This is a genomic window from Pseudarthrobacter sp. WHRI 8279 (assembly GCF_040224115.2).
In the GTDB taxonomy this organism is placed as follows: domain Bacteria; phylum Actinomycetota; class Actinomycetes; order Actinomycetales; family Micrococcaceae; genus Arthrobacter.
Genome location: NZ_CP168162.1, coordinates 3304762 through 3319694 on the forward strand (window position 1 = coordinate 3304762; position 14933 = coordinate 3319694).

The 14933-nt window shown below is 65.7% G+C and carries 11 protein-coding genes; 5 read left to right on the top strand and 6 right to left on the bottom strand.

What is annotated here, in order from left to right; translation table 11 throughout:
* The first annotated feature begins 513 nt into the window (after positions 1-513).
* From ABRP28_RS15235 to ABRP28_RS15255, 5 genes are all read left to right on the top strand, one after another.
* Positions 514-3204, top strand: coding sequence for an AAA family ATPase (locus ABRP28_RS15235; protein ID WP_350003432.1), 2691 nt, complete (start codon positions 514-516; stop codon positions 3202-3204).
* A 188-nt stretch (positions 3205-3392) separates the two neighbouring features.
* Positions 3393-4955 carry a sugar transferase gene (locus tag ABRP28_RS15240; protein WP_374152981.1) on the top strand — a complete coding sequence of 521 codons (1563 nt, stop codon included), beginning with the start codon at positions 3393-3395 and terminating at the stop codon, positions 4953-4955.
* A gap of 53 nt (positions 4956-5008) precedes the next feature.
* The gene (locus tag ABRP28_RS15245; protein ID WP_350003428.1) at positions 5009-6154 is read left to right on the top strand and encodes a Gfo/Idh/MocA family oxidoreductase; all 1146 of its coding nucleotides are present in this window, start codon (positions 5009-5011) and stop codon (positions 6152-6154) included.
* 85 nt (positions 6155-6239) lie between these two features.
* Complete coding sequence (locus ABRP28_RS15250; protein WP_350003668.1) at positions 6240-7370, top strand: DegT/DnrJ/EryC1/StrS family aminotransferase; 1131 nt, start codon at positions 6240-6242, stop codon at positions 7368-7370.
* On the top strand, positions 7367-8032 hold the full coding sequence (locus ABRP28_RS15255) for a NeuD/PglB/VioB family sugar acetyltransferase (protein ID WP_350003427.1): 666 nt from the start codon (positions 7367-7369) through the stop codon (positions 8030-8032). The genes ABRP28_RS15250 and ABRP28_RS15255 overlap by 4 nt, the downstream gene beginning before the upstream one ends.
* Here the strand turns inward: ABRP28_RS15255 and ABRP28_RS15260 are convergent.
* The 6 genes from ABRP28_RS15260 to ABRP28_RS15285 all read right to left on the bottom strand — a co-directional run bounded on the left by ABRP28_RS15260 (position 8029) and on the right by ABRP28_RS15285 (position 14890).
* Complete coding sequence (locus ABRP28_RS15260) at positions 8029-9348, bottom strand: M18 family aminopeptidase (RefSeq protein WP_350003425.1); 1320 nt, start codon at positions 9346-9348, stop codon at positions 8029-8031. The two genes, ABRP28_RS15255 and ABRP28_RS15260, sit on opposite strands and share 4 nt — an antisense overlap.
* Before the next feature lie 33 nt (positions 9349-9381).
* Positions 9382-10074, bottom strand: coding sequence for a response regulator transcription factor (locus ABRP28_RS15265; protein WP_350003424.1), 693 nt, complete (start codon positions 10072-10074; stop codon positions 9382-9384).
* On the bottom strand, positions 10071-11423 hold the full coding sequence (locus tag ABRP28_RS15270; protein ID WP_350003422.1) for a histidine kinase: 1353 nt from the start codon (positions 11421-11423) through the stop codon (positions 10071-10073). The genes ABRP28_RS15265 and ABRP28_RS15270 overlap by 4 nt, the downstream gene beginning before the upstream one ends.
* 28 nt (positions 11424-11451) lie before the next feature.
* Positions 11452-12297: an ABC transporter permease gene (locus tag ABRP28_RS15275; protein WP_350003420.1), complete on the bottom strand. Its 846-nt coding sequence runs from the start codon at positions 12295-12297 to the stop codon at positions 11452-11454.
* A complete protein-coding gene (locus tag ABRP28_RS15280; RefSeq protein WP_350003418.1) occupies positions 12294-13241 on the bottom strand; it encodes an ATP-binding cassette domain-containing protein in 948 nt (315 codons plus the stop codon). Before ABRP28_RS15280 ends, ABRP28_RS15275 begins: the two co-directional genes overlap by 4 nt.
* 149 nt (positions 13242-13390) lie before the next feature.
* Entirely contained in the window at positions 13391-14890 is a 1500-nt protein-coding gene (locus ABRP28_RS15285) for a phosphatase PAP2 family protein (protein ID WP_350003414.1), read from the bottom strand.
* Positions 14891-14933 lie beyond the last annotated feature (43 nt).

Here is a 14933-nt window from a genome sequence, read left to right on the forward strand (position 1 = left end):
AATTCGCTCACCACTTCTTGATAGGTTGGAATTTCAGCCGCGCCTGCCCGCCGCACGCCGGCAGGCACCGCTGATCCGATGGCAGTCCCGAGAGCCTACCCCCTACCTAATGGGGTGGCACGAGTAGTGGGTACTCACATTTTTCCGCCCTGGCTCCCTGTAGTACGTAGGTAAAGGGCATCCTGCTGCTGCCTCCGCCGGGCATAGGTAGCCGACTGGCCCCTGCGGTCATTAGGTAGGGGAGGAGGTGGACTGCGGGCGATTAGGTAGGTAGGGCTTCCGCTGCCTCCTTGAGGAAAAGCAGGGGTGATCTTGAGCCAATACTAAGTGAACTATATATGGCGCTTTGCATAAATTCAGGGCTATATTCGCTTAACGGCTGGGAACCGTGCTGGAGGTGCAAACCGACAGCCTGCCGACCTAATGGTTATCCGTAACCTGATGGCGGCGCGCAATTATTGGAACAACTACTAACGAAAGAATGTGGTCTCCTTCTTCGAGGATTGGGGACCCATGTCATTGTTAGGGCGAAACAAGGAGCTGGACAGGCTTCTTTCTGTGATCCGCGGTCCCAAGGACACGGCCCTGGCGGTGATCGGCGGCCACGGGGTTGGAAAGTCGGCCTTGCTCTCAGAGATCCCCACACTTTCCGACTACAAGACCGTCTTCCTCGGAGCAAGCGCGTTCGAATCGGACTGGCCGTTGTCCGGCGTCACGGCCCTCCTCAACGCCATGGATGATCCCGTCCTCAACAGGATCGCTGACGAGCTCCTGCGCGATACTGCCGGGGCCCTGGACGTGCCGGCCATCTCCTCAATGCTCCTCAACGGCCTTCACCAGCGCGCATCCTCCCGGACGGTCATCGTCATTGACGACGCAGACCAGCTGGACCCGAGCAGCCAGGCCGTTATTGGCTTCCTGGCCCGCCGCCTGTCCGGGACCGACATTGCCATGTTCGTCTGCCTCCGTGATGAGATGCCTGAGAGCCCGTTCAGCGGCCTGGCCGTGCTGCACCTGCAAACGCTGAGCTACAGCGACACGGTGCGGATGCTTGAGGCGATCCCCGCAAGGCAAACCACGACGGCGGCTGCCCACGCAGTTGCCGCAGCTACCCGTGGAAACCCGCTTGCCGCCGTCGAACTCTACGGCCGGCTGCTGGAACGGCAGGCGGAGGGAAAGTTCGCCCTCCCGGTTCCCCTTCCCGGCAACGGCAGCTTCGAGGCGGAATTCGCCTTGGTGGTGGGCGGCCTGACGGTGCCCGCACGGAATGTCCTGGATCTGCTGTCCCTCTCGTGCCGAAGCGACATCACCACGCTGGAAAAGATCAGCAAGGACGTATGGACCGGCGTGGACGAGCTGCTGGCCAGCGGGATCGTCCACCGCACAGGCCCGCATCTTGCAATCCGGGACCAGCTGCTTCGCGGCTACGTTTTTGGTGCCATGACCCCTGCAGTACGCACCGCCAACCACCGGGCGCTGGCGGAAGCGTGCCAGGACACCGACCCTTACGCCCGCAGGTGGCACCTTAGCTTCACTGCATTGGAACGGCAGACCCCCTTCGGCCTGCTCCGCCATGCAGTCGACCTAATCCGGGGCGGGGAGCTGTCCTTCGCGGTGGAGTACGTCGAACGCGCCCTGACCATCAACCCGTGGGAAGCGGAAACCGCGGCGCGTCTGGCGGCAATCGCTGAACTCCTGTTCAACCGGGGTGAGTTCGTCTACGCCAGGCGCTACCTGGAGTGGGCGCAGCGGGTGACCCGGAATCCTGCCTTGATCCTCCGGCTGACAGGGCTCTCCTTCGAAATCGACTTCATCCAGGGCGGAGCAGTCCGTTCCAGCATGGTGCTGCGCCTGGTCAAGGAATTTGGCCAGCATGATCCTGGCTTCGCCGCCAACCTCCTTGCCGTCGCCGCCGTGTACTACGCGGAACGCTGGGAATTCCAGGATGCGTGCGAGCTTCTCCAGTACGCCGGCAAGTTCCAGGAATCGGCATCGGCCGAGTGCCTTGAGCTCATGGAACGTGCCCGGCTGCTCACGGAGTCCACCAGTGGCGACGGAGTGCAGCCCGGACGCAAGTACAGCCTTGAGGGCGGATCCGTGGCCGGCCTCCTGATCCAGGGCCGCGCCTACAGCTACGCGGAGCGCTATGACCAGGCGCAGGAGCTCTTTGCCATGGTGCGGACCTCCACACGGGACGCCCACGTGAACTGGCGGGAAACGGCCCTGTTCCTGGCCGTGGACAACGAGATCAGGGCAGGAAACGTCCGGACGGCGAGCAAGCTCATGGACGACCTTGAGCTTTTTGAACCCGAGTTCAAGTACCACCGCGGCCTCCGCCACGTTTTCAGGGTCTGGCGCGCCCATGCCCTGGGGGATGAAGCCCTCGCCCACAGCTACGCGGCCGAGGCACAACGGTTTGCCGGCGCTGAAAGCCACCCTGCCATCACTGCGCAGCTTGCTGCATGGCAGGGCCATTTTGCACTGCTTCGGGGTGACCTTGCAGAATCCCTGGCCCAGCTCTCGCGTGCCGCTGAAATTGGCACAGGTTTCACCAATCCCACGTTGCTGCGGTGCGATGCGGACCTCGTGGAGGTACTGGTCCGGCTGGGACGCCACCGGGAAGCCACCCAGGCCCTCCTCAGCCTGGAGAGCCGGTCGGTGGGATTGCGCTCACCGTGGCTGATGATGGCGGTTGCGCGCAGCCGTGCCATCCTGGCCGACGGCGAGCAGTCGCTGCAGTTGTTCGGCCAGGCCTTGGACAGCAGGAACTCGCGGGATTCGTTGCTCGAACGGGCAAGGACCATGCTGTGCTACGCAGAAAGGCTGAAGGCACTTGGCCGGCTGCGGGACGCCCGCGACGGTCTCCTGCGGGCCAAGGTCATGTTCGACGAGGTGGGCGCCAACGCGTGGATCCAGCACGTGGACGCACTCCTGCTGGACGAACGGGTGGAAGCACCAGGCCCGCAGGGAAACCCGGCCATGCTGCTGCTTGCTGACCACGAACGCGTCCTGGCGAGGATGGTTGCCCGGGGGATGCGCAACAAGGAAATCGCTTCAACACTCTTCGTCTCCGTGAGGACCGTGGAAGTGAGGCTGACCGCCATCTACCGCAAGCTCGGGGTTGAGTCACGCGCCCAGCTGACTGCCCTGGCGGCCAGCAAGGAAAAGGCAGCTCCGGAGCCGTACATCCTGCCGGTCCTTTAGCGCCAACCGCTGCTGCTGCAGCTACCCGCATTATCCACAAAGTTCCTTCGCGGGACCCACAAAGGGCCCGCGCAAATCCTCCGCAGCGGGCTTTCCGTGACTAGTTTTGCTTCACGGCCAGAGCACAAGCGGACATACCGGAAGGGGTCACCATGGCAGAAGCACCCGTCACCGGACAGCGGCGTCCCATGCTTTACGGGACCAAACGCTCAGCGCTCACCGGCGGCCTGGCAGGTGAGCGTCCTGCCCTGGCGGGCGACGGTCCCGTCCCGGCGGCAGCTCCCGGCTACCGGCCGGCCGTCAGCCTGGTTCCTTCAGCGCTGGGACGCAAGGCGTCCTCCGCCGACTGGATTTCAGTCCACATCAACCTGTTGCGTGTCACCGACTCGCTGCTGATCGCCGGGGCAGTAGCTCTTGGCTACCACCGCTCGAGTCCAGGACTTCTGGACAGGACATCAACGGCCGCGGGCATCGCGGCCAGCGTTGCGCTGGCACTGATCTGGATCGCTGCACTGGAAATCTACAAGACACGCGATCCGAAAGTCCTTGGGGTCGGCGCTGACGAATACAAGCGGGTCATATCGGCCACCTTCCGTCTCTTCGGATTCATTGCAATTGCGTCGGTCGTGTTCTCCATCGAGAGCGGCGCCACCATGTTTGCCGTTTCATTGCCGGTGGGCATCCTCTCACTGACCGCGAACCGCTGGCTTTTCCGCCGCCGGCTGGCGACGGAAAAGGCCAAGGGGCGGCACCTGTCACGGGCCATCGTCGTCGGTGAGCCCGAGGATGTCCGCTACGTCGTCCAGCAGATCGAAAAAAAGTCCGGCCCCGTCTACAAGATCCTCGGCGTATGCCTCCCCGGTTCCCGCCGCGGGGCCAGGCTCCGCGTGGGCGAGCAGCTGGTGCCCGTGCTTTCTTCCACGGATGACATTGCCCGGACGGCACGCCTCTCCCAGGCAGATTCCGTGATCATTGCCGGACCCCTCCCGGGCGGCAACAAGTTCATCCGTGAACTGGGGTGGAGACTGGAGGAGTGCTCTGCCGAAATGGTGCTGGCAGCCACCCTCACGAACGTCGCGGGACCCCGGATTCACTGGCGTCCGGTGGAAGGGCTTCCGCTGATGCACGTGGACATTCCCCAGTACTCCGGCGGCAAGCACATCCTCAAGCGGGTCATGGATGTGACGCTTGCGGGTGCCGCGCTGACGGTGCTTTCACCCCTGCTGCTGCTCCTCGCCGTCATCGTCCGGATGGACAGCCCGGGGCCCATCCTGTTCCGCCAGGACCGCATCGGCAAGGGTGGCCAGACGTTCGGCATGTACAAGTTCCGCTCCATGGTGGTCGATGCGGAGGAGCGCCAGGCCGTGCTGCACGATACCAATGAAGGCGCCGGTGTCCTGTTCAAGATGCGCAATGATCCCAGGGTCACCCGCTGCGGGCGGTGGATGCGGAAGTACTCGCTGGACGAACTCCCGCAGCTCTGGAATGTGGTGCTTGGCGATATGAGCATGGTGGGGCCACGCCCTCCGCTTGCCCGCGAGGTCAGCGGATACGAACGGCATACCCACCGGCGCCTCCTCATCAAGCCGGGCCTCACTGGCCTGTGGCAGATCAACGGGCGCTCGGACCTGTCCTGGGACGAGGCCGTGCGCCTGGACCTCTACTACGTCGAAAACTGGTCCATCCCAGGTGACCTGCTGATCTTGTGGCGGACTTTCCGTGCCGTTATCCAGCCTTCCGGCGCCTACTGACAGCCCCTACTGACAGCGCCTACTGACAGTGCCTACTGACAAAGAGGATGAGAATGGAAGCTTTCGCTAAGGACTCCGGCCACGGCAGGGACGGCGTGAACGCGGACAGGTTGCGTATCGCTGTGGTTGGCGCAGGTTCCCGGGGAGCGGGCATGGCCGAAACCCTCCAGGACAGCCCGGACTGGGACCTGGCGGCCATTTGCGACGTGGACTCCCGCCGGGCCGCCAAGGTCTCGGAAAAACTTGGCGGTACGCCCTGGTTTGAGGCCATCGACGAATTGCTGGACAGTGTGGAGGTGGATGCGGTGGCAATCGCCACCCCCCTCCGGGCCCTGTTCGGAACAGGAATGACTGCGCTGCGGGCGGGCAAGCACGTTCTGGTGGAACAGCCGCTGGCGGACAGCCTGGAACTCGGGCAGGAGATGGCGGCGGAGGCGGACGCCAGGGACGTTGTCCTGATGGCAAACAAGGCGCAGTGTTTTGAGCCTGCTGTGCAAAAGATGCGGAAGCTGGTGGCCAGCGGGTCCCTGGGCGATATCCTCTTCGTCGAAGCCGTGCGCACCGAAAGCAACCTGTCCCGGACTGACCGGGACGTTTTCTGGGACCTTGCCCCGGACAGCCTCGCCCTCCTTGACTTTGTTTTTGCCGGGCGCCTCAACCCCCAGGGTGTTTCGGCCCTCGGCGGGGACCCGCTGGGTACCGGCCGCGACTGTGTTGGCCACGTGAACTTCAGACTTCCCAACGACGCTACGGTGCACCTGCATGTCAACAACCTGAGCCGCGTGAAGAGCAACCAGCTGGTCATCGCAGGTTCACAGCTCGTCCTGGTGTGGGATGCCATGCTGCAAGAGGAGCAACTGGGCATCTTCGACTCTGATTCATCCACCCAGCAGCGGCGGCGGTCCCCATACTGGGCGGAGCCCGGCGCACTTCAGGTGCCGGCCGAAGATGGACCGGTGACCGCCTTCGGCCAGGAGGCGCGGAATCGCGCGGCTGCCGAGTTTGCGCGCCGGGCGCGCGGCCAGCAGAGGGCACCGTCCACCAACACATCCGGCCTGCGGGTACTCGGCATGCTGGAGGCCGTCACCCGCAGCAGGGGCCTTGAAGGCCAGGCGTCAAGCATCCAGGTACCAGGGCCCGAGGATTACCAGCAGTATGCCGCAGGATCGTGGCTTGAAAGCGTCCTGTGGTCCAGGTGAGACAAGCCGCCCGTCTTCGTTCCGTTCCTCCTAGGAAAGATGGTGCCTCGTGGCCACCGAATCAGCTGTTGCACGCATCGAAGTAATGAAGCCCTGGCTGGGGCAGGAGGAAGCCCACGCGCTGGCCGAGGTGGTCTTCTCCGGATGCGTTACCCAGGGTCCGAAAGTCAAGGAATTCGAGGCCGACTTCGCAGCCGCACAGGGGGCCCGGTTCGCCGTGGCGACGTCGAGCGGCACCACCGCGCTGCATCTGGCCCTCGTGGTGGCGGGAATCGGTCCCGGCGACGACGTTGTTGTGCCTTCCCTGTCCTATATCGCCACGGCCAACGCCGTGACGTACGTCGGAGCGCGCCCCGTCTTCTGCGATGTGGATCCTGCCACCGGCAACGTCACCGCAGAGACGATCCACGCCGCCCTGACCTTGGACACCCGGGCGGTGATAGTGGTGGACCAGGGCGGGGTGCCCGTGGACCTGGACCCCATCCGCGATCTTTGCGACCGCCACGAACTCACGGTCATCGAAGACGCAGCCTGTGCAGTGGGCTCGCAGTACAAGGGCAAGCCGGTGGGCGCCGGCGCCCACATCAGCGTGTGGTCCTTTCATCCCAACCACATCCTCACCACCGGCGAAGGGGGCATGCTCACAACCCGTCGGGCGGACTGGGCGGCCCGCGCCCGGGCCCTGCGGGAACATTCAAGCAGCCTGGCAGCCCTCAACCGGGAAGAACTGTTCCTGTCCCCCCGCGAGGTCTGCCTTGAAGTTGGCTTCGACTACCGCATGACCGACCTGCAGGCCGCCGTCGGAATCATCCAGCTGCGGCGGCTGCCGCAGATGGTGGAACGGCGGCGGAACATCGCGGGCCTGTACGTGGAGGCCCTCAAAAGCCTCAAAGGGCTGAGGATCGTGTCCGATCCCCCCTATGGCACCACGAACTACCAATCCCTGTGGATGGAAGTCCTCCCGGGATTCCCCATGACCCGCGAAGCGCTGCTGGAAAGGCTGGCCGAGGCCGGCATCACCGCACGGCGCGGGGCGTATGCCGCGCACCGCCAGCCGGCGTACCGCTGGCGCGACAACGGCAACGCCAGGCTGCAATCCACGGAGCGGCTGAGCGACCGCACCCTGGTCCTCCCTGTCTTCCACGAGATCGACTCGTCCAGCATCAACCGCGTCATCAATGCGATCCGGAACGCAGCGCACCCGGTGGGCACGTGAGTGAACTGATCCTTATTTCAGTGAGCGGCCTTGCCCGTGAAGTCCTGGCGATGGTGCGAAGCAGTGGCCAGTACGACGTCGTGGGCCTGCTGGACGACGACAAGGAGATGGCGGGGGTCACCGTTGACGGTGCGCCTGTCCTGGGAAGCATCGATGATGCCGCCAACTACACCCACGCATTTTTGCTGGTGTGCCTGGGGTCAGGGAAGGCACGGGAGGCCGTGGTGGACCGGCTCACCTCGCTGGGCATCCATGAATCGCGGTATGCAACAGCAGTGGACCCCTCGGTCCAGTATCCCGAGGGCTGCCGGATCGGGCGGGGAAGCATCCTGTTGCGCAATGTCACCCTGACAGCCGCCGTCACGCTGGGCTCGCATGTGGTGGCGATGCCCTCGGTGACTTTCACGCATGACGACGACGTGGCGGACTTTGCGACGTTCGGCGCCGGCGTGTCGTTGGGCGGCGGCGTCCGGGTAGGGAAGGCTGCCTACCTCGGCATGAATTCGAGTGTCCGGGACAGGACGTCGGTGGGTGACTATGCCACGGTGGGCATGGGTGCTGCCGTCCTCAGTAACGTGCCCGCCGGAGAAACGTGGGTTGGAGTCCCCGCCCACGAAATCGACCAGCACCTGTTCGCCTTCGGAAAGGAACCGTCCCGCTAGGCGGCAGTGCGGAAGAACAACTCGGCCACCGCGGCCAACCGCCAGGGGTCCTCCACCCCGCACAACTCCCGCGCGGAATGCATGGAGAGCAGCGGAACACCCACGTCCACCGTCCGGATTCCCAGGCGGGTGGCGGTCAGCGGACCGATGGTGGAGCCACACGGAATCGCGTTGTTGGACACGAACTCCTGGTACGGCACGCCGGCATCGGCACACAGCCGGGCCCACAGTGCCGCGCCGGGGGCGTCAGTGGCGTAGCGCTGGTTTGCGTTGATCTTCAACAGCGGGCCGCCGTTCAGCACCGGATGGTTGGCGGGGTCGTGCCGCTCCGCGTAGTTGGGGTGTACTGCGTGGCCTGCGTCGGCAGAAACACAGAACGACGCCGCCAGCGCCTGGCGCCGCTGGCTGACCGTGGCGCCGAGGCCGTCAGAGATCCGCACCAGGACATCCTCGAGGATGGGTCCGCAGGCACCCGAACGGGAGTTGGAGCCGATCTCCTCATGGTCGAACGCCGCCAGGACGGCGATCGGGCTGCCGGTACCGGAAACAGCACCGGACACAGCACCGGAGGCGTGCGCGATCAGGGCCGCCAGCCCCGCATGGGTCGAGGACAGGTTGTCCAGCCGTCCGGAGGCAAAGAATTCGCTGTTGCCCCCAAAAACCGAAGGTGCCTGCGTGTCCGCAAGGACGACGTCGTACCCGCCAATTTTGGCAGGGTCCACGGAAGCCCCGGAAACGTGGGAGGCCAGCACGGCCAGCAGGTCGGCATCGGCAGGATTGCCGAGCCCCCACACCGGATTCATGTGGCGCTGCTTGTCCAGGGCCAGGCCGTCGTTGACAGCGCGGTCCAGGTGGATGGCAAGCTGCGGGAAACGGAGCATTGGCCCGGTGGCGGTCAGGTGCTCGGTGCCGTCCAGCATGACCAGGCGGCCGGCCAGCTGCAGTTCCCGGTCAAGCCACGAGTTCAGCAGCGGCCCGCCGTACACCTCCACACCGGCCTGGAGCCAGCCGTGGGCACCCGTGGTGGGCTTGGGCTTGAGCTTGAAGGTGGGCGAATCGGTGTGCGCGCCCAGGATGTTGAAGCCCGTGGCCGGCCCCGCCCCTTCGGGAACGACCCACGCGATCAGCGCCCCGTCCCGGATGATGAAGGACCGGCCCGGCCCGCCTTCCCAGGGCTGCAGTTCGTCCAGGCGCACAAAGCCCGCGTCTTCCAGCCGCCGCGCTGCTTCGTGCACGGCGTGGAAGCTCGACGGCGAGGCGCTGACGTAGGCGCCAAGGTCCTGGATGTGGTCTGCGGCGGAGGCAAGGGAAGGCATGGTCTCGAGTCTAGACGGCGTTGGGCCGCGGGCTCAGTAGTCCGGGTTGCTCGGCACCACCAGGCCGGTTTCGTAGGCGTAGACAACGGCCTGGACCCGGTCCCGGAGGTGGAGCTTGGTGAGGATGCGGCGCACGTGGGTCTTCACGGTCGCTTCCGAGAGGTAGTACCGGTGGGCGATTTCGGCATTGGACAGCCCTTCGGCCATCGCCTCCAGCATCTCCGTTTCCCGCGGGGTCAGGTCAGCCAGCAGGGGGTCCGGCGCGGGAACGGCCGGGGCCGGCCGGGCGGCACCGCGGACATACGTTTCCAGCAGGCGCTGCGTTACGCGCGGCGCCACCACGGCGTCGCCGCTGGCCACCACCCGGACGGCGCTGACCAGTTCCGACGGCGCCACGTCCTTTAGGAGGAAGGCCGAGGCCCCTGCCTGGAGGCCGGCAAAGGCATACTCGTCCACGTCGAAGGTGGTCAGGATGATGATCCGGGCACAGGAACCGGCCGCGGTGATGGCCCGGGTGGCCTCGATGCCGTCCAGCACGGGCATGCGGACGTCCATCAGCACCACGTCCGGGTTGAGCTCCCGGACCTGGCGCACGGCGTCGGCTCCGTCCGAGGCTTCGCCAACAATCCTCAGGTCCTCTTCGCCCTCCAGGATCAGGCGGAATCCCATCCGCAGCAGCGGCTGGTCATCGGCCAGCAGGACGTTGATGGGTGCGTTGCCGGTCATGGGTTGCCTTGCAGTTCGTAGGGGCGGATCGATCCAGCGGACTCCTCGCCGGGCCAGGACAGTACAGCGTGCACGCGCCAGCCCCGGCCGCTGGGCCCAGCTTCCACCGAGCCGGAGTAGATCCTGGACCGCTCGGCCATCCCCGCGAGCCCCTGGCCGGACCCATGGGAACCGCCAGCGCCGGGCGGAGAAGCAGCCCCCTCCGTGGCGGGATGTCCGGCCACCCCGGCACCGTCGTCGAGCACGTCGATGGTGACGGTGGAGCCGGAGCGGACAACGGTGACGTCCACCCGGGTGAGGGCGCGGCCGTAGCGGAGCACGTTGGTGAGCGATTCCTGCACGATCCGGTACACCGTGAGCTGGAACGCCGCATCATCGGGCAAGGCCGGCCCGGTGTGGGAGTAGTGCAGCGGCAGGCCCGCTATGCGGAAGCCTTCCAGCAGGCTGGCCAGGCTGTCCCCCGCCGTAAGGGGCAGCCTGGGGGCGGCTGTTCCGGTGTCATCGCGGAGCACGCCGAGGACCCGGCGCATGTCAGCGAGGGCGGTCCGTCCCGTCCTGGACAATTCGCCGAGTACCTCGCCGGCGCGCTCCGGGCTTTTCCGGACCACGACGGCGGCACCGTCGGACAGGCTGATCATTACCGTCAGCGAGTGGGCCACGACGTCGTGCATTTCGCGCGCGATCCGGTTCCGCTCGTTGACGGAGGCGAGACTTGCGGCCCGGGCGGCCCAGGCGGCGACTTCCTGCTCATGCTCACGGCGTTGACGGACGCCGATTCCAATGCCCGTGGCCACGATGTTGGACAGGGTTATCGTGGCGCCGGTGGCGATGCTGGTCAGGAGGTGGAAGTCGCCCGGGTTGACTCCGGGATCGTGGACGAAGGAGTTTTCCATGGGTCCCACGGCTGCCAGGAGGTAGAGCAACGCCAGCGGAGCGGTGCCGGCGGCCATGGTGATGAGGGCGAAGCGGCGGGTGTGCGCCACGGCCACGGCATACAGCGAGAACCACAGCCCCGCGGACACGTTGGAGCCCCAGGGGTGCAGCAGGGTGACTGCCACTTCCGCCACCGCGACGAAGGCCACCAGTCCTACGGGGTAGAACCGGCGCAGGAACAGCGATCCGGCCACCAGGACCAACAGGCCGGCTGCGGGCCAGTTGCCCGAGGAGGCGGCATCCACCGCGGTGGGTGCCACCAGCAGGCTGTAGCTGGCAGCCACAACTGAATCCATGACCAGCGGGCGCCCCTGCAGGTATCGGCGAAGCCGCCCTTTGCGCCTCGCCGTGAGTTCGGCAAAGGACGCGTCGGCCTGCCCGGCCGGCGCGTCCCTTGTATATGCCGTTTGGTTCATATCTGAGGCTGCGCGTTTCGTGGGGGTGCTAGACGTCGCGCTTCTTCAGCACGATCATGGCTGCCGCCACCGGAACAACCACCCACACGCCCAGCCATGTCCAGGCCTGCCAGACCTGCAGGGCGTCCTCAGCGGGGGCAGCTGTCACGATCCGCTCGAAAAGGCTGTCCGGCAGGTACTTCCGCGCTTCCTCGAAGAACTCCCCGGGGATGAGCTGGAAGGCGATGGGGACGACGAAGAACAGCCCCACCAGGGACATGATGCCTCCTGCTGAGTTGCGCAGGAGAGTTCCAAGGGACAGGCCGATTGCCGCTACTGCAGCCACATACAGGCCGCTGACCAGCAGGAGGCGGCGGGAGTGTTCGGAGCCCAGGTCTATGTCAAAGCCGTAGTTGTCCAGGATGGGGGTTGCCGCCACGTAGGCCAGGAGGGATGACACCACGGTCACCACGAATGCGCACGCCGTCACCACCATCAGCTTCGCAATGAAGGCCGGCGTACGTTTGGGAACCGCCGTGAAGGTGGACCGTGCCATCCCGGTGGTGAATTCCGAGCTCATGAGCAGAACCGCCAGCGATCCGATGATGAGCTGGGCGAAGGCGATGCCAGACGTGGGGATTCCCGCCGTAAGGTCGCCGCCCTGGGCAGCGAAGGCGGCGGCTGCCTGGGGGTCGTTCCGGGCTGCCTCCGAAAACTGTCCGATGCCCCACGCGTTCAGGGCCGCAAAGCCCACCATCACCAGCACGGTGGATGCCACCAGGATCAGCGTGGAGAGCAGGGTCCGGAACTTGATGAACTCCGAGTTGAGGACGCGCAGGAAACCGGGCCCGGGCGTGCCCTGCTGCCGGCGGGATTGAAGTGCTGCTGTGCTCATTGCTGTCCTCCGGTCTGGGTGGGCGCCGCAGCTCCCGTGGTGATGAGGGAGTGGTACTCCACCTCGTCCTTGGTCAGTTCCATGTACGCCTCTTCGAGGCTTGCCTGGAGCGGCGTGAGCTCGTAGACCATGATCCGGTTGTCCAGCGCTGTCCGGGCGATGTCCCTGGCGGGCAGGCCGGCAACCTCAAGGAGTTCGTGGTCCTGGATTTTCACGGAGACGCCGTCGGCCGCCAGCAGGCGCATGAGCTGCTCCGGCTGGTCCGTCCGGACCCGGGCGCGGGACTGGCCCTTGCCGGTGATGATTTCACCAATGGGGGCATCGGCAATGATCCTGCCCCGGCCAATGACAATCAGGTGGTCTGCGGTCATGGCCATCTCGCTCATCAGGTGGCTGGACAGGAATACTGTCCGCCCTTCCGAGGCCAGGTACTTCACCAGGTTCCGCACCCAGACCACGCCCTCCGGGTCCAGGCCGTTGACCGGTTCGTCGAGGATGATGGTCTGCGGGTCGCCCAGCAGTGCGGCGGCAATGCCCAGCCGCTGTCCCATGCCAAGGGAGAACCCCTTCACCTTTTTCTTCGCCACTTCCCCCAGTCCGGTCATCTCGATGACCTCCTGGACCCGTTTCCTTGGAATACTGTGGGTCGCGGCCATGGCCAGGAGATGGTTGTACGCCGTGCGGCCGGTGTGGACGGCCTTGGCATCGAGGAGGGAGCCCACTTCACGCAGGGGTGCGGCATGCTGCGCAAACGGCACCCCGTTCACGGTGACCGAACCTGACGTCGGCCGATCCAGTCCCATGATCATCCTCATGGTGGTGGATTTTCCTGCGCCGTTGGGTCCCAGGAAACCGGTGACGCGGCCTGCCTGGACGGTGAAACTGACCCCGTCCACGGCGGTTTTATCGCCGTAGACCTTGGTCAGCCCTGTTGCCTCAATCATGGAATGTTCCTTCGAACGAAAGCTGTGGACTGCGGGATGTCCTGCAGAAGACTGGTACGCACCACGCTACCCACGGCCGGGATGGATTGCGCCGGTCTCAGGGATGATTCAGGGACAGCTCAGGGTAGTCCCCTTGGATGACCGGGAAGTCACTGGGGCTGCGGCGAGTAGTAGGAAAGGGCCCGGCGGCGCACTGTGTACTCAACGCTGCGGACGCCGGCCAGTGCCTCACCGTCCACTGCCAAAGCCATCGGTGACCCGCCGGCATCGATCCGCACCCGTGTTGCCTCTGAGAGGTGGGTAATCCGCGAGGTGGACACCGTGCCCGTCAGCACGGACCACAGAAGCCGCATCCGGGCGAAGGATTCGTCGGCCGTGATCATGCGGACGTCGAGCACGCCGTCGTCCATGACGGGCCGGAACAAGGGCGCGTGGTCGCGCGGGTAGAACCGGCCCCTTCCAACGTATGCGATCCACACTTTGTGCCGCCTGCCGTCGACAGTGAGGGTGAGCGGGGTTCCTGCCGCGAACGTGCGGAGCATCGCCACTACGCCGGCCAAGGGCTTTCCCAGCGCAGGCTGCAGTTGTTCCCTGCGGCGCACGAAATTCGGGTACAGGCCAACGCTGGAGGTGTTCAGCATGGTCAACTGTGCCTTTTCCGGGCTGCCAGCCAGTCCGCGCTCCACCGTGACGATCCCCAGGTCCGCCAGCGCCGCTTCTCCCCTGGATGCGGCGGCCACAGCCTCCTTGAGGCTTCCGGTGCCGGCGTCCCGGGCAAAGTGGTTCAGGGTGCCGCCGGGGAGTACCAGGAGGGGAAGGGAATGCTCGACGGCCGCGGCGGCCGCAGCGCCGACCGTACCGTCACCGCCCCATACCCCGAGCGCACGGGTGCCGGGATGTTCCGCGGTAAGCCGGATTTCCTGCAGCAGGTCCTGGTCGGGATGGACGGAATTAATATGGGCGTTTGGGAATACTTCCTGCAGGGCCGCGGCCGTTTCCTCCGTGAAGGATCCGCCGAGGGTGTTAACCACGATGCTCAGACCCGTGCCGCCGGGGAGTTCGGGCGCCGGCGTCCTGCTGCGCGCCACCTGGGGAAAAGGGGGGCGTACCGGCCACCACTTCCGCGTCACGAGGGCAGCGCCGGCGCCCAAGGCGGAGCCGAACAACACATCGGAAGGCCAGTGCGCTCCGGTGTGGACGCGTGAGTAGGCGACCCCCGCCGCCACCGGTGCCAATGCGGCCCCAATCCCGGGCTGGACGAGTCCCGTTCCAACCGCGAAGGCGACGGCAGACGCGGAGTGGCCTGATGGCATTGAGGAACTCGTCGGCTGGGGGTGGACGAACCGGAAGACCGGAAGATGTTCCGGCAGCGGCCGCGTCCGGGGGAGCAGCGTTTTGAAGACAACGTTCGTAACCGCCGAAGCCACTGCCTGGGCTATAAGGCCGTGCAGCGCCGCACGGCGCGGCCGTCCCGGAAAGGCAGCCATCGCTGCAGCAGCGGCGATCCAAAGCTTGCCGTGATTGGCAGAGGCGGAGAGCCGGCGGAAGAAGGCATCATGGTTCCCTCCCGGGAGATCCGAAACATGCCGCACCAGGTATCTGTCCAGGCGGCTGATCCATCGATGGCCCCGGCGCCATTTGCTCTGCATTCCATCACCCTACCGCGCACGCAAAGCGAATTTTCCTGTCTGC

Bases quoted from the DNA above. Each gene is read 5' to 3' on its own strand.
- ABRP28_RS15235 (WP_350003432.1), top strand. From the start codon at position 514: ATGTCATTGTTAGGGCGAAACAAGGAGCTGGACAGGCTTCTTTCTGTG.
- ABRP28_RS15240 (WP_374152981.1), top strand. From the start codon at position 3,393: ATGCTTTACGGGACCAAACGCTCAGCGCTCACCGGCGGCCTGGCAGGT.
- ABRP28_RS15245 (WP_350003428.1), top strand. From the start codon at position 5,009: ATGGAAGCTTTCGCTAAGGACTCCGGCCACGGCAGGGACGGCGTGAAC.
- ABRP28_RS15250 (WP_350003668.1), top strand. From the start codon at position 6,240: ATGAAGCCCTGGCTGGGGCAGGAGGAAGCCCACGCGCTGGCCGAGGTG.
- ABRP28_RS15260 (WP_350003425.1), bottom strand. From the start codon at position 9,348: ATGCCTTCCCTTGCCTCCGCCGCAGACCACATCCAGGACCTTGGCGCC.
- ABRP28_RS15265 (WP_350003424.1), bottom strand. From the start codon at position 10,074: ATGACCGGCAACGCACCCATCAACGTCCTGCTGGCCGATGACCAGCCG.
- ABRP28_RS15270 (WP_350003422.1), bottom strand. From the start codon at position 11,423: ATGAACCAAACGGCATATACAAGGGACGCGCCGGCCGGGCAGGCCGAC.
- ABRP28_RS15275 (WP_350003420.1), bottom strand. From the start codon at position 12,297: ATGAGCACAGCAGCACTTCAATCCCGCCGGCAGCAGGGCACGCCCGGG.
- ABRP28_RS15280 (WP_350003418.1), bottom strand. From the start codon at position 13,241: ATGATTGAGGCAACAGGGCTGACCAAGGTCTACGGCGATAAAACCGCC.
- ABRP28_RS15285 (WP_350003414.1), bottom strand. From the start codon at position 14,890: ATGCAGAGCAAATGGCGCCGGGGCCATCGATGGATCAGCCGCCTGGAC.